General features: G+C 64.9%; 11 protein-coding genes and 2 pseudogenes. 9 read left to right on the top strand and 4 right to left on the bottom strand.

Going from position 1 to position 14,005, the window contains the following annotated elements; translation table 11 throughout:
• Positions 1-176 precede the first annotated feature (176 nt).
• The 8 genes and pseudogenes from KZO24_RS22140 to KZO24_RS22105 all read left to right on the top strand — a co-directional run bounded on the left by KZO24_RS22140 (position 177) and on the right by KZO24_RS22105 (position 9,181).
• Positions 177-1,166: a PhnD/SsuA/transferrin family substrate-binding protein gene (locus tag KZO24_RS22140; RefSeq protein WP_486487224.1), complete on the top strand. Its 990-nt coding sequence runs from the start codon at positions 177-179 to the stop codon at positions 1,164-1,166.
• A gap of 34 nt (positions 1,167-1,200) precedes the next feature.
• The gene (locus tag KZO24_RS22135; RefSeq protein ID WP_271182260.1) at positions 1,201-2,226 is read left to right on the top strand and encodes an amidohydrolase family protein; all 1,026 of its coding nucleotides are present in this window, start codon (positions 1,201-1,203) and stop codon (positions 2,224-2,226) included.
• A 246-nt stretch (positions 2,227-2,472) separates the two neighbouring features.
• Positions 2,473-3,327: an amidohydrolase family protein gene (locus KZO24_RS22130; RefSeq protein ID WP_271182259.1), complete on the top strand. Its 855-nt coding sequence runs from the start codon at positions 2,473-2,475 to the stop codon at positions 3,325-3,327.
• Positions 3,328-3,374: 47 nt separating this feature from the next.
• Positions 3,375-4,673 carry an MFS transporter gene (locus KZO24_RS22125; RefSeq protein ID WP_486487223.1) on the top strand — a complete coding sequence of 433 codons (1,299 nt, stop codon included), beginning with the start codon at positions 3,375-3,377 and terminating at the stop codon, positions 4,671-4,673.
• Between the two features lie 109 nt (positions 4,674-4,782).
• Positions 4,783-5,781: a DODA-type extradiol aromatic ring-opening family dioxygenase gene (locus KZO24_RS22120; RefSeq protein WP_271182257.1), complete on the top strand. Its 999-nt coding sequence runs from the start codon at positions 4,783-4,785 to the stop codon at positions 5,779-5,781.
• Positions 5,782-5,841: 60 nt separating this feature from the next.
• On the top strand, positions 5,842-6,699 hold the full coding sequence (locus KZO24_RS22115; protein WP_271182256.1) for an HpcH/HpaI aldolase family protein: 858 nt from the start codon (positions 5,842-5,844) through the stop codon (positions 6,697-6,699).
• A gap of 2 nt (positions 6,700-6,701) precedes the next feature.
• The gene (locus tag KZO24_RS22110; protein ID WP_271182255.1) at positions 6,702-8,267 is read left to right on the top strand and encodes an acetolactate synthase large subunit; all 1,566 of its coding nucleotides are present in this window, start codon (positions 6,702-6,704) and stop codon (positions 8,265-8,267) included.
• 22 nt (positions 8,268-8,289) lie between these two features.
• A pseudogene (locus KZO24_RS22105) lies at positions 8,290-9,181 on the top strand (type 2 periplasmic-binding domain-containing protein).
• A 262-nt stretch (positions 9,182-9,443) separates the two neighbouring features.
• Here the strand turns inward: KZO24_RS22105 and KZO24_RS22100 are convergent.
• The gene (locus KZO24_RS22100; protein ID WP_271182253.1) at positions 9,444-10,109 is read right to left on the bottom strand and encodes an O-methyltransferase; all 666 of its coding nucleotides are present in this window, start codon (positions 10,107-10,109) and stop codon (positions 9,444-9,446) included.
• 92 nt (positions 10,110-10,201) lie between these two features.
• On the opposite strand from KZO24_RS22100, the gene KZO24_RS22095 reads away from it, so the two are divergent.
• A complete protein-coding gene (locus KZO24_RS22095; RefSeq protein ID WP_271182252.1) occupies positions 10,202-10,837 on the top strand; it encodes a TetR/AcrR family transcriptional regulator in 636 nt (211 codons plus the stop codon).
• A 262-nt stretch (positions 10,838-11,099) separates the two neighbouring features.
• Here the strand turns inward: KZO24_RS22095 and KZO24_RS22090 are convergent, their stop codons facing one another.
• The 3 genes and pseudogenes from KZO24_RS22090 to KZO24_RS22080 form a co-directional block, all read right to left on the bottom strand.
• Positions 11,100-11,390: an AMP-binding enzyme gene (locus tag KZO24_RS22090; RefSeq protein WP_486487751.1), complete on the bottom strand. Its 291-nt coding sequence runs from the start codon at positions 11,388-11,390 to the stop codon at positions 11,100-11,102.
• Positions 11,391-11,561: 171 nt separating this feature from the next.
• A pseudogene (locus tag KZO24_RS22085) lies at positions 11,562-12,574 on the bottom strand (class I adenylate-forming enzyme family protein); the annotation flags it as partial.
• Complete coding sequence (locus KZO24_RS22080; protein ID WP_271182250.1) at positions 12,567-13,997, bottom strand: aldehyde dehydrogenase family protein; 1,431 nt, start codon at positions 13,995-13,997, stop codon at positions 12,567-12,569. The pseudogene KZO24_RS22085 and the gene KZO24_RS22080, both read right to left, overlap by 8 nt.
• Positions 13,998-14,005 lie beyond the last annotated feature (8 nt).

Here is a 14,005-nt window from a genome sequence, read left to right as displayed (position 1 = left end):
CGCCTGCGCGGTCCGGCGGAACCGGCGGGACTATAAATTGTGCGCCGGTGCCGCTTGGTTCCGGAGCGGTGCGCGTTGACTTAAGAGGGGTAGGCGATGCTTTTCGCGGACAAGCGTTTCGGACGTTGCACAAGCACGCCGTTGTCGTCCTTAAACTCATCCCAAGGAGAGCGACCTTGAGCCAGAAAGTCCGCCTTAAGCTGGCGATTGCCGAACATCCGCACACGTCCGCTATCCGCGACGGCAGCATCAAGATCGAAGGGGTCGAGCCCGAGTTCATCACCGTCAAGCCGCAGATCGGCGCCTTCCGTCGGATGGTGCGCGATGTCGAGTTCGACGTGTGCGAGCTGGCGCCGACCACTTACATCATTGCCCGCGCTTACGGGGCGCCGTTCGTCGGCCTGCCGATCTTCGTGGTGCGCCGCTTCCACCACGGCGGCATGCTGGTGAAGCCCGATTCCGGCATCAACTCTCCCAAGGACCTGGAAGGCCGGAAGGTCGGCGTGCGCGCCTACTCGGTGACGACCGGCGTATGGATCCGCCAGGTCTTCATCGACGAATACGGCATGGACAATTCCAAGGTCACCTGGATCGTCGACGACGAGGAGCACGTCACCCAACTCCAGCTACCGGCCAACGTCCAGCACGCGCCCGAAGGCCGCTCGCTGGCGGACATGATGGCAGCAGACGAGATCCAGGCCGGGGTCGAGGCGGCGGCAGGCATCGGCCGCACCGGCGCGCCGACCGGCGGCTGGCAGGAAGTCGATACCAGCGCCTACGTCGATCTCATCCCCAATGCCGCCGAGGCCGAAGCCGAATACTACGCACGCACTGGCGTCTACCCGATGCACGGCACGATCGTGATCAAAGATCCGATCCTGGCGGAGCACCCCTGGATCGCCCGCTCGCTCAACGACGCCTTTACCCGCGCCAAGGAGGAATGGCTGGCAAAGCTCGATTCCGGCGAGGCGACCGGCGGCGGTGCCGACAAGTACCGCGCGCTACAGAAGATCGTCGGTCCCGACCCGCTGCCCTACGGCATCGAGGAGAACCGCGCGACGATCGAGGCGCTGGAGCAGACTGCCTTCAAGCAGGGCCTGACCCCGCGCCGTATGTCGATGGAAGAACTCTTCGTCGATCCGCTCAAGGCGCCCGTTCGCGTCTGAGCCGGCGTCTTTCAGGAAACCCACGGAGAATCCCATGATCATCGATTGCCACGGTCATTTCACGACCGTGCCCAAGCACTTCCGCGATTGGCGCGCCGCGCAGGTCGCCGCCGCGGACGACGAGGCCAACGCGCCCGCCCTCGCCGACGCCCATGTCACCGACGAGCAGATCCGCGAGGGCATCGAAGGCGGCCAGCTCAAGCTACAGCAGGAGCGTGGCAGCGATTTCACGCTGTTCTCGCCGATCGCAGGCCTGATGAGCCATCACCTCGGCAACGAGCGCACCAGCCTGGAATGGGCGACCATCTCCAACGACCTGGTCTACCGCGTCACCGAGATGTACCCGGACAACTTCGTGCCCGTCGCGATGCTGCCGCAGAGCCCTGCCGCGCCGCCGAAGAACTCGATCCCGGAACTGCGCCGTGTGGTGGAGGAACTGGGCTTCGTGGGCGTCAACATCAACCCGGACCCGACCGGCGGTTACTGGACCGGCAAGCCCTTTACTGACCGCGAGTGGTATCCGCTGTTCGAGGCGCTGTGCGATCTCGACGTACCGGGCATGGTCCACGTCGCCGCCTCGTGCAATCCCAACTTCCACGGCACCGGCGCGCATTACCTGAACGCCGATACCTCGGTGTTCATGCAGATCCTGCAGAGCGATCTGTTCAAGGACTTTCCGACGCTGCGCCTGGTTATTCCACACGGCGGCGGCGCGGTGCCGTACCACTGGGGCCGCTATCGCGGCATGTCGCTGGAGATGATGGACCGCCCCCTCGAAGGGTTGCTCGACAACATCTACTTCGATACCTGCGTCTACCATCATCCCGGTGTGGAACTGCTGACCAAGGTAGTGCCGACGTCGAATGTGCTGTTCGGTTCCGAGATGATCGGCGCGGTGCGCGGGCGCGATCCGAATACGGGCGAATACTTCGACGACACCAAGCGCTACGTCGATGCTTGCGAGCTACTTTCCGACTCCGATCGCAAGGCGATCTATGAAGACAACGCCCGCCGTGTCTACCCGCGTCTCGACGCGCGTCTGAAGGCGAAAGGGCTTTAAAAGGTGGATCGGGGGAGGGAAAGTGAACCTCCTCCCGGCACGCCGACCCCAGTGACGCAGAAACAAGCTCGGGGTGCTGGCGTGTTCCAATGTTTGGGATGCACGGCACTAGCCCACCCTCGAAGCCCACAAGTTATCCCTCGCGGCTGACTATCAACTCCCTGCCGGTCCGATGCCGGCCCCACAACACCGACGACAACAAAGGCACCCGAGGCGCGCGCAGCGCCCTTGGCAGGAGACAGGTGCATGACTTCCCCATTCGTCGATATCCATCCTCACGTCATTTCGGACGACGAGGCCGCCTATCCCCCCGCGCCGCTGTTCGGCCTGCGTTCGGACTGGTCGCAGGAGCGGCCAAGCACGGTCGAGACGCTGATAGCCTCGATGGACGAGGCCGGCGTCGCCAAGGCGGCGGTAGTCCACTCCTCGACCACCTACGGGTTCGACAACAGCTATGTCGTCGATGCCTGCAACCGCTATCCGGGCCGTCTGATCGCGGTGGGATCGGTGGACGTGCTTGCACCAGATGCCGTCGATACCATCCGTGGCTGGGTGGATAAGGGGCTGGCAGGCCTGCGCGTCTTCACCGGCGGCTCGACCAAGGACTTCGACCCCAGCGAACTCGACGATCCGCGCGCCTACCCGGCGTGGGAACTGCTGGCCGAACTGGGTCTGACCATGTGCATCCAGACCGGCCCGGTCGGCCTCGCCGCCGTGACCGCGCTGGCCCGGCGCTTCCCGAACGTGCCGATCATCCTCGATCACCTCGGCCGTCCGGACGTGAGCGACGGGCCGCCTTATGCCGCCGCGCAAAGCCTCTTCGACCTCGCGCCCGTGGAGAACATTTTCTTCAAGCTGACCCCGCGCATCATGGGCGACTCCGTCAAGGGGTCCGCCACAGCCGAGACGCTGTTTCCCAAGTTCGTCGATGCGTTTGGTGCGCAGCGCCTGGCCTGGGGCTCTAATTATCCGACTTCGCCCGGCACACTGGGCGAGATCAAGGCAACCGCCCAGGCGCGCCTCGCCTGCCTGTCTGACGAGGACCGCGAATGGATATTCGCGAAGACCGCGCAGAAGCTCTACCCGGCCCTGGCAGATTGACGATCGCCGGCGCGCAGTCGAAGTTGAAAAACGTGGAGAGGACCGAAATGGCCAAGGCAATCGAACAATCGAGGCCGCCTGCCGAGGCGCAGAGAGTGGCACTGCCCGCAGCTACGCCTTGGGCCGTGCTGTTCCTCCTTGCGCTCGGCGTGATGATCGCCTTCGTCGACCGCACGAGTATTTCCTCGGCGCTGGCGGATGCGCCGTTCGTGCAGCACTTCGGGATGACCAGCGTGGATCGCGGACTGGTCAATTCGGCCTTCTTCTGGTCCTACGGTCTGATCCAGATACCGGCGGGCTGGATCGTCGATCGCTACGGGGTGAAGACGCCCTATACAACCTGCTTCGTGCTGTGGTGCGCGGCGACGGCGCTGACCGGGTTCATCTCCACCCTGTTCGCGCTGGTGTTGATGCGGGTGATTGTCGGCGCCGCCGAGGCAGTGGTGATGCCCGCCAGCTATCGCTGGATCTGCAACAACTTCAAGGAAGGCCAGAACGGCACCGCCGTGGGGATCTTCGCGATGGGCAACAAGTTTGGCCCGGCTATAGGCGCGCCGATCGCGGCCTGGCTGATCACCGCCTACGACTGGCGGGTGATGTTCATCCTGACCGGCGCGGTCGGCCTCGTCTGGCTGTTGCCGTGGATGTTCCTGGTCAAGAGCGATCTGCCGCGCCGCGAGGACATGGCGGAAATCCGCCGCAAGGCTTCCTCGGTGACGTTCGCCAGCATCCTTGCCAGCCCGCTGATCTGGGGCACGATGATCGTGAACTTCTGCTACGGCTACTTCACGTTCTTCTGCATGACGTGGATGCCGGCCTACCTCGTGGAGCAGCGCGGCCTCTCGCTGGAACGTTCGGGGCTGTTCACCTTCTTCAGCTTTGCAGGGATAGCGATCGTCGCCGTCATCGCTGGCTGGATCGCCGACAGGCTGATCGCGCGCGGCGGTGACCCGGTCTTCGTGCGCAAGGCCTTCGTCATCGCTGGTTTCGTGGGGGCCTGCACGGTGCTGCTGGGCGCCCATGCGGATTCCCTGAACGCGGCGCTGTTCTGGAACGTCTTCTCGCTTTCATTCCTGGGCCTCGCCACCGCTAACAATTTGGCGCTGTGCCGCCTTACTCTGATCCCCAAGCCGGCGATCGGCCTGGCGACGGGCGTGCAGCAGGTCGCCACCAGCCTTGCCGGCGGTGTCGCCGCGGGCTTGTCGGGCTGGCTGCTCCATGTGAGCGGCAGCTACGACCTGCCGATGCTGGTGATCTTCGTGTTCCTGATCATCGGCGCCGCCGCGACATGGATTCTGTTGCGCCCGCAATGGGCGCCCAAGGTCGCGCTCGAAATCGGCGAGTAAGGCAAGCGATGCAATCACCCGGGGCACACATTGGATTGGCGGTGGCTCCCGCGCGCTTCTAGATCCTGGCGCAGGATCGCACGCTCTATTTTGATGGGATAAGGATGTAATGGCGCAGATCGTATTCGGCATGGCGGTTCCGCACAGCGGGATGCTGGGTCAGGCCCCGGAGGATTGGCTGACCAACGGGCAGCGGGATCGCAACAACCCCGAACTGTGGTATCAGGGTCGGACCTGGACCTATTCCGAGCTGGAGGCCGAGCGCCGCGCCGCCTTCGCGCCCTTCCTGACGCTGGAAGAACGCACGACCCGCGCCGCCCGCTGCCGTGCCGCGCTCGACGAGATGGCCGCCGCCTACCAGCGCGCGGAGATCGACGTGTGCATCGTGCTGGGCAAGGACCAGAAGGAAATCTGGCCCGACCAGTCGCCCTCGATCACCATCTACACCGGCGCGGAAGTCCACAATGGTCCGCCGCAGCGTGCCGTCTATGCGCCTGATCACCATGTCGTGCACAAGGCTTATCCTGAATTCGCGACTTATCTGATCAAGAAGTTCCAGGAAGAGAACTTCGACCTCAACGATCTGCAGGCCTGGCCGCAGAATACCTGGATGGAAAAGCGCCAGGGCTATGCGCCGGACTACCCGGTGGTCCCGCACGCCTACAGCTTCGTCTATCACCAGATCATGGGCGACGATGTGCCACCGCACGTGCCGGTGCTGTTCAACTTGTTCTACCCGCCGACCCAGCCTTCGATGGCGCGCTGCATCGAGTTCGGCCGCGTGTTGCGGGAGTCGATCGAAGCGTGGCCGGACGACATCCGCGTCGCAGTGATCGCGTCGGGCGGGCTTTCGCACTTCGTCAACGACGAGGCGTTCGACCGCGACGTGATGGAGAAGCTCGCCGCCTACGATTACGAGGGCCTCGCGGCGATCCCCGACGGCTATTACCAGTCAGGCACGTCGGAGGTGAAGATCTACTCGATCGTCATGATGGCGCTGCAGCAGACCGGCGCGCAGATGACGCTGGTGGATTACGTGCCGTGCTGGCGCACCGAGGCCGGCACCGGCGAGGGCATGGGCTTCATGTACTGGCAGCCCGAGGACTGATGCAACGACCCGGCCCGCCCGCAGGCGGCGGGCCGTCCTTCCCGAACGAAAGACCACATAATGACCGACCAGCGCCTCAACGGCATCATCCGCGCCTTCGAATCCGGCAAGCCGGCCTTCACCTGCTTCACCAAGGTGGACAAGCTGAGCGCGCAGGAAATGACCGACGCGCCGTATGACGGCGTGGTGTTCGAGATGGAGCACAACCCCTACGACGTGGCGGGGCTGGGCGATGCCTTGCAATACATGCTCAACCGCAAGAAGATCGCCGAGAGCGGGTCGGTGGCGCCTTCGGTCACTCCGATTGCGCGCATCCCGGCGAACGGGGCGGAGATGAACCAGTTCCAGGCCAAGCAGGTGCTGGACCGGGGCGTCTACGGCGTCATCACCCCGCACGTCTCGACGGTGGAGCAGGCCTACAACATGGTCGCCTCGGCCCGCTATGCCAAGCCGACCGGCGCCGCACTCTACGAGCCCAAGGGCATTCGCGGCGACGGCCCGGCAACCGCCGCGCGCTACTGGGGCGTCAGCCAGCCCGAATACTACGCCAGGGCCGATGTCTGGCCGCTGGCGCCGCACGGCGAACTGCTGGTCGGCATGATGTGCGAAAGCCCCGAGGCGATCGAGAACCTCGACGATATCCTCGGCAACGTGCCGGGCATCGGCTTCGTGCTGATCGGCGAGGGCGACCTGTCGCAGGCGCTGGGTTACGCGCGCCAGTACGAGCATCCAGAGGTGATGGGTGCGATGTCGAAGATCGTCGAGACCTGCCACAAGCACAATGTCGTCGTGGGCAACCCCCACACCAATGCCAAGAACGTCGAGCGCCTAATCGCGGAGGGCTACAAATTCCTGATGTCCGCCCCCAGCCGCAGTTACGGCGTGGTCGGCCAGGGCCGTGAACTGGCGGGGTATTGAACATGAGCGATACCAACCGAACCGGCGCGCAGTCGCTCGTCAACACGCTCGTGGACAATGGCGTAGACATCTGCTTCGCCAATCCCGGCACGTCCGAGATGCACTTTCTGGCGGCGCTCGACAATCCGCGGATGAAGAGCGTGCTGTGCCTCTACGAAGGCGTGTGCACCGGCGCGGCGGACGGCTGGTATCGCATGAAGGACACCCCGGCCTCGACGCTGCTGCATCTGGGCCCCGGCCTCGCCAACGGCCTGTCGAACATTCACAACGCCAAGCGCGCCAGTTCGGGCATGGTCAACATCGTCGGCGAACATTCCGCCTCGCACCTCAAGTACGACCCGCCGCTCACCTCGGACATCGAGGGGCTGGCTCGCCCGCTCAGCCACTGGGTGCGCCGCGCCGAAAGCTCCGCCACGATCGCCTGGGACACCGCCAGCGCCGTCGCGAAGGCAAGCGAGCACCCCGGCCAGATAGCCACGCTGATCCTGCCCGGCGACACGGCCTGGAAGGATGCGGGCGAGGGCCGCGTGCCGGTTCAGGGCGCGTCTCGCCGCTCCGCGCCCGATGCCGCGCGGGTCGAGCAGGTCGCCAAGGTGCTGCGCTCGGGCGAGCCGACGCTGCTGATCCTGGGCAACAAGGCGACGCGGGGCCGCGCGCTGGAACTGGCCGGCAAGATCGCCGCCGGGACCGGCTGCCGCCTCGGCTCGCAGTTCTTCACCGCCCGCATCGAGCGCGGCGCCGGTCGCACGCCCCTGGAGCGCATCCCTTATGCGGTGCCGCTGGGACAGGCGTTCCTCAAGGACTTCAAGCACATCGTCACGCTCGAAACGCGTGAGCCAGTGGCGTTCTTCGCTTATCCCGACCAGCCCAGCCTGCTCAAGGCGCCGGGCACCACGGTCCACCCGCTGGTCGATGTGGACGAGGACAGCGCGCTGGGCCTCGAAATGCTGGTGGAGGCTCTGGGCCTCAGGGACACGCCGGGCTTTGTGCAGGAGCGCATCGAAGCCTCGGCCCCGTCCGGGGCGCTGACGCCCGAGACGATCGCCCAGGCCCTTTCGGCGGCGCTGCCAGAGAACGCCATCCTCGTCGATGAATCGCTCACCACCGGCCGCCAGACCATGGGACTGACGATGGGCGCCCGCCCGCATGACCTGATCAACAACATGGGCGGTTCGATCGGCTATGGCACCCCCGTCGCCACCGGCGCGGCGCTTGCCTGCCCCGACCGGCGGACCTTCTGCATGGTCGGCGACGGCAGCGCGATGTACACGATCCAGTCGCTGTGGACCCAGGCGCGCGAGGGCCTGCCGGTCACCACGATCATCTTCGCCAACAACCAGTACGCCATCCTCAAGGCCGAATACACCAACATGGGGGCAGGGGTGACCCCCGGCCCGCAGGCCATGGCGATGATCGACATCGACCGCCCTACCATCGACTGGGTGGCGATGGCCAAGTCGATGGGCGTGCCCGGCGTACAGGTTTCCAGCGCCGAGGATTTCCACAAGGAGATGGTCCGTTCCGCGCAGACGGACGGCCCCTGCCTGATCGAAGTCAAGCTCTACTGATCCGGGAAGGATGCAAGGCCCCATGACCACTACAGACGTGCTCACCCTGCGCGCGAACGTGCAGGACTATCCGCAGACCGCGGCGCTCAAGGACGGGCGGGTGTCCTCGGACATCGTCAAGCTCGACTTCTGCGGGCCGCCGCTGGCGCAGAACGGCTTCAAGCCGATGCTGCGCGAGGACGCCTTCGACTGCGGGGAACTGGCGATCGTGACCTATCTTCAGGCGCGAACGTACGGTAAGCCTTACGTGATGCTGCCGGCGCCGGTCTCGGGCCGGTTCCAGCACCACTGCGCGGGCTTCAACCGTGACCTCGGGCACATCGACCCCAAGGACATCGAGGGCAAGCAGGTCGGCGTGCGCACTTATGCGCAAACCACGGGCCTGTGGGTGCGCGGCATCCTCCAGCATGAATACGGCGTCGATCTCGACAAGGTGACATGGATGACGGTGGGCGAGGGGCACCTGCTCGAATATGCTGACCCTGACAACTGCGTGCGCCTGCCCAAGGGCTCGGATATCGGCCAGATGATGCTGGACGGCGAACTGGCCGCGACGCTCCAGGGCGTGGACCTGCCCAAGGACCCGCGCGTCGAGAGGCTGGTTTCCGATCCCTTCAATGCCGCGAAGGACTGGTTTGCGCGCGAAGGCGTGGTGCCGATCAACCACGTGTTCGTGGTGCATGAGGACATCGCCCTTAACCGCCCCGACGTGGTCCGCGAACTCTATCGCATGATTGGCGAAAGCCGTGACCTTACCGAGGGTGGTCTGCCCGATCCGTTCCCGCCCATGGGGATGGAGGCAAATCGCAAGGGCCTGGAAATGGCGATCCAGTGGGCATGGGAACAAAAGATAATCCCCGAGCGGATGAGCGTGGATCTCGCTCTTTGATGAGACCACCATCGCGCTGGGCTGATCCGCCCGTTCAGGTCTGACGAAGGCTGCACCGCCATCCCTTCTGGCGGTGCGGTCCTTTTTCCATTGAGCTAGGGCAAGCGGATAAGTTGCATAGTCTGTATTGGGTGGGGAATGGCCAACCGAGCACGCGTCGCACGATGTCTGTTCAGTGACCATTTTTTCCGTTCCTGGCCGCTTTCACAGATGCTGAGAGCGGCCGCTAGTTCATCTGTCCGGTAGCGGCTTGGTCGATCGCCCAATTCGGAGTTCTTTTTGGTCGATCAGCCGATCTTCATAGAGAGTTCGACGTCGTCGGCGAACGGGATCGAAAGATATCCGCTGCCGATAGCACGAACCCGTTCCAGATAATCGGGGCACATATCGGCATTGTCGCCGAGGAGGAGGGCGCCGGGGCGTAAACGGCTCTCCAGCAGGTCGAGGACGTCGTTGTAGAGACCCTTGGCGCCATCGAGCAGAACGAGATCAATGCTTTTAGGCAGATCGCGGCCAAGCGTCATCAAAGCGTCGCCCTCACGGATTTCGACAAGGTCGAGCAGGCCCCCGGCCTCGAGATTACTCCGGGCGCGCGCGATCTTCGACGGTTCGAACTCGGTGGTGATGACCCGACCGCCGCCATTGTCCCGGATTGCGGCTGCCAGATGCAGCGTGGAGATGCCGAATGAGGTGCCAAATTCAACGATTGAGCGGGCGTTGCCAAAGCGCGCTAGCATATAAAGTAGGGAGCCGGCTTCGCGGGATACAGGGAGGGGTAGATCCTTCATCCGCGTGTAGAGGTCGAGATACTCGGTCCGGCTTCCGAGCATGGCGTGGGCCTGATCATCGGTCATGCCGGCGAAGGCTGCGGGGATGTCGGCCCGGCTCGCATCGGCCTCGGTGAAGAGGCGGTCGAGCAGGGGCGCGACCGGCTCGGAATTCAGGGTGGTCATGTTGTTCTCCGTGAGGGTCTGGGCGATCTTGCGCCCACCCCGAAAATACGATTAATTCGTCGCATTAGTTATTCGCGTTTGGGAATGTACCCTTGGCAGGCCGTGAAAAACCCGGGATTTGTGCGCGCAAAGCGCCGCGTCAGGCCCGCTCCAACCAACTGGTCAAGGACATTCTGACAGCTGCCGCTCGCGTTCTGGCCGAGCAGGGCGCACACCGGTTCACCACGGCGCGAGTCGCGGAGCGGGCGGGGGTGAGCGTGGGCTCGCTCTACCAATATTTTCCGAACAAGGCGTCGATCCTCTTCCGCCTGCAGACCGACGAGTGGCGGCAGAATGTCGAGTTGCTTTGCGGCCTCCTTGAGGACCGATCGAAGCCACCGTTCGAGCGCATGCGCAATCTCGTCCGCGCCTTTGTCCGGTCCGAGCGCGAGGAGGCGCAGATGCGCGTCGCCCTTGCGGATGCCGCCCCTTACTATCGCGATGCCGAGCTCGCAGACGATCCCCGCGAAAGGGCGACCGGGGTCATGCGCGACTTCATAGCGGAGGTGCTCCCTGACTTGGCTGTGGATCGCCGTGAGGTCGCGATGGAGACCATTAAGATGACCATGTCGGAAACGGGTAAGCGCATATCGGAGGAGCGCCATCTGTTGGAGCGGAGCGAGGTGTATGCCGATGCGGTCGCGGATATGTTCTGCGCCTATCTCGATCGCCTCTCGGCCAACAGCTGAGCCGCTCGGGCGAAACTGTCCCGCTCGTCGCAGTCGCGCCTGACAACTACGCGCCCTTAGAGGCCATAGTCACTAATCCGGCAGCATCCTAAAAACAGACGGTCCGCCACCGGCACGACCTAGCCAAATCCCGGGATAACTCACTCCGTAATCAGCCCCCTTTTGGACAATTGCCACGAACCGCTTGCCATTGAACTGACGCCCGCGCGAAGCGGAGCGGATGCCAAAGGTCTGCGCGCAGTTGCAAACCTCGGAGGAATAATCAGCTCCGCAATTCGCGGCGCAGTATCTTGCCCGTGGCTGTCTTCGGCAGGCCGTCGCGAAACTCGATGATCCGAGGCACTTTGTAGGCTGCGAGCCGTTTTCGACAGAATTGCTCAAGATCGTCAGCACTCAAGGCAGCGCCAGCGCTAAGGACCACCACCGCCTTGACCGTCTCACCACGGTAGCTGTCCGGCACGCCGACGACGGCAGCTTCACGCACGGCGGGGTGCTGGTAGAGCGTGTCCTCCACCTCGCGCGGCCAGACCTTGAAGCCGGAGGCGACGATCATATCTTTCTTGCGGTCGATCAGGTAGATCCAGCCGTCAGCGTCGCGTACGCCTATGTCGCCGGTGCGAAAGCCCAGCGCGCCCATGGCCTCTTGCGTGGCCTGGGGGCTACGCCAGTAGGCGCTGACGACGCTGGGGCCAGTGACGACGATCTCACCCGCCTCGCCGACTGGGCAGACCGCGCCCTCCTCGCCGATCACCGCGACGGTGACGCCACGCACCGCTCTGCCCACCGCCAGCGCGCCCGTGGCCGGATCGACCGGCGCATCGGGCGCGGATGGGCAGGCGATGACCGGGGCGACCGTTTCGGTCAGGCCATAGACGTTGCGCAAGGTAAGGCCGGTCGCCATGCGGAAGCGATCGCGCATCGCTGGCGCAACAGGCGCACCGCCGGAGAACACGGTGCGCAGACTTGTGACGCGCGCCGGGTTGAAGGTAGGTGCATCGATCAGCGCGCCGAGCGCGGTTATGGCGGCGACGCAGAACACCGGACGCTCACGCTCGATAAGGTCGAGCATCTCATCGGCCTGGAAGCGGTAGGAGAGGATCAGCGGCGCCCCTGCGGCCAGTGCCGCGCCGATGTGGCCGCTGAGGCCTGTAACGTGAAACAGCGGCGCGGCTGCGAGGATCGGCTCGCCCGCCTGAAGGTCGGCCTGGCTGCGGTAGAACTCCGCACCCGCCAGCAGGTTGGCGTGGCTGATGACTGCCCCTTGGGCCTGCCGGTGGTGCCCGAGGTGTAGACGAGCATCAGCGGATCGGCAGGGCCCTTCACGGGGCGCTCGGTGATCTCTGTCTGCGGGAAGCTGCCGCCGTCGCCTACGGTAAAGCGCACCGACGTGTCGAACGCATCGGCATGCGCAAGTTCGCAAACGACCGCCGCCGGTTCGCAATCGGCAACGATGCGCTCGATCTCGGGGCGGCGGTACATCGGATTGACCGGCACCGTCACCACCCCCGCTTTGGCTGCGCCGAGCAGTGCGACCAGGAACTCCGGCACGTTCTGGAGGCACAGCAGCATCCGCTCGCCCGGCACGAGGCCCGCGGCGACCAAGGCCGCCGCGAAGCCGTTGCTGCGTCGATCCAGCCAGCAGAAGCTGCGGTGCACGCCGCGATAGATGACCGCAGTCGCCTCTGCATCCGCGGCGAGCGCGGCATCGAGCAGGGCGAGGATAGAGGGTTCAGGCATCGGCGGGCGCCGTTCCCATAACCGCCTTGACCTCAAGAAATTCCCCGAAGGCATGCGCGCCCCATTCACGGCCGTTGCCCGACTGCTTGTAACCGCCGAACGGCGCGGTCAGGTCCAGTTCGGCGTAGTTCAGGGACACCTGCCCCGCCCGCAACCGCGCGGCGATAGCCTGCGCCTCCGCTTGCGGCCCCTGCACGTAAGCGGCAAGGCCGTATTCAGTGTCGTTGGCGATGGCGATCGCCTGTTCTTCGTCATCGTAGCCGAGGATGGTGAGAACAGGGCCGAAGATTTCCTCGCGAGCGATGGTCATGTCGTTGGTGACATCAGCGAACACGGTCGGCTTGACGTAGTAGCCGTTACCCAGCCCTTCGGGGCGGCCCGGACCGCCCGCCACCAGTGTCGCGCCTTCGGCGCTGCCCTGTTCGATCAGGCGCTGGATCTTGTTCCACTGCACTTCGCTGACCACGGGGCCGAGCTTAGCGTTGCTGTCAGGCGTGCCCACGGTCTGTTCGGAGGCGGCTTGCGCGGCGATCGCCTTGGCTTCCTCCATGCGCGCGTGCGGGACCAGCATGCGCGAGGGCGCGTTGCAGGACTGGCCGCTGTTGACCATCATCGCCGCCACGCCGCCCGCAACCGCCGCCTTCAGATCGGCCGAGGGCAGGACGATGTTGGCCGACTTTCCGCCCAGTTCCTGATGCACACGCTTGACGGTGGGGGCCGCCGCGCGGGCCACTTCCACCCCGGCGCGAGTGGAGCCGGTGAACGACATCATGTCCACCTGCGGATGCGCGGAAAGCGCCGCGCCCACGCCCGGCCCGTCACCGTGGATAAGGTTGAACACACCTGCCGGCACGCCCGCCTCGGCCATGATCTCGGCGAAGATATGGCCGGAAAACGGCGCGACTTCAGAAGGCTTGAGCACCATCGTACAGCCCACCGCCAGCGCCGGGGCGACCTTGCAGGCGATCTGGTTGAGCGGCCAGTTCCATGGCGTGATGAAGCCGCAGACGCCGACCGGCTCCTTAACCAGCAGCGTCGTGCCGGTGCTTTCCTGGAAGGCGTAGCCGTCCAGCATCTGCCGCGCGATCGTTAGGTGGCCGATACCGATCGGCACCTGCGCGGCGCTGGCCAGCCAGTTGGGCGCTCCCATTTCGGCGGTGATGGCTTTCGCCAGATCCTCGGCCCGGCGCTGGTAAGCGGCAATTACCGCGTCGAGCAGTTCGGCGCGCTCGCGCACACTGGTTCGGGAAAAGCTGTCGAACGCGCGGCGCGCGGCGCTGACGGCGGCATCGACATCGGCCGCGCCGCCCAGCGCCACCGTGCCCGAGACACCCGCGTCAGCGGGGTTCACCACGTCGATCACGGTATCGGTCGATGGGGCGACCCAGCGGCCATTGATATAGAATTGCAGGGCTTCGTACATGGTCCTCT

Source organism: Novosphingobium sp. NFX11 (assembly GCF_057376415.1).
The sequence above is the reverse complement of the archived record's forward strand: the minus strand, read 5'-3'. Positions and strand labels throughout refer to the sequence as shown.

What these genes read in the sequence shown, in the direction of transcription:
- KZO24_RS22100 (WP_271182253.1), bottom strand. Translation starts at nt 10,109, where the DNA reads ATGACCACCCTGAATTCCGAGCCGGTCGCGCCCCTGCTCGACCGCCTC.
- KZO24_RS22135 (WP_271182260.1), top strand. Translation starts at nt 1,201, where the DNA reads ATGATCATCGATTGCCACGGTCATTTCACGACCGTGCCCAAGCACTTC.
- KZO24_RS22130 (WP_271182259.1), top strand. Translation starts at nt 2,473, where the DNA reads ATGACTTCCCCATTCGTCGATATCCATCCTCACGTCATTTCGGACGAC.
- KZO24_RS22110 (WP_271182255.1), top strand. Translation starts at nt 6,702, where the DNA reads ATGAGCGATACCAACCGAACCGGCGCGCAGTCGCTCGTCAACACGCTC.
- KZO24_RS22080 (WP_271182250.1), bottom strand. Translation starts at nt 13,997, where the DNA reads ATGTACGAAGCCCTGCAATTCTATATCAATGGCCGCTGGGTCGCCCCA.
- KZO24_RS22115 (WP_271182256.1), top strand. Translation starts at nt 5,842, where the DNA reads ATGACCGACCAGCGCCTCAACGGCATCATCCGCGCCTTCGAATCCGGC.
- KZO24_RS22090 (WP_486487751.1), bottom strand. Translation starts at nt 11,390, where the DNA reads ATGATCGTCGCCTCCGGCTTCAAGGTCTGGCCGCGCGAGGTGGAGGAC.
- KZO24_RS22125 (WP_486487223.1), top strand. Translation starts at nt 3,375, where the DNA reads ATGGCCAAGGCAATCGAACAATCGAGGCCGCCTGCCGAGGCGCAGAGA.
- KZO24_RS22120 (WP_271182257.1), top strand. Translation starts at nt 4,783, where the DNA reads ATGGCGCAGATCGTATTCGGCATGGCGGTTCCGCACAGCGGGATGCTG.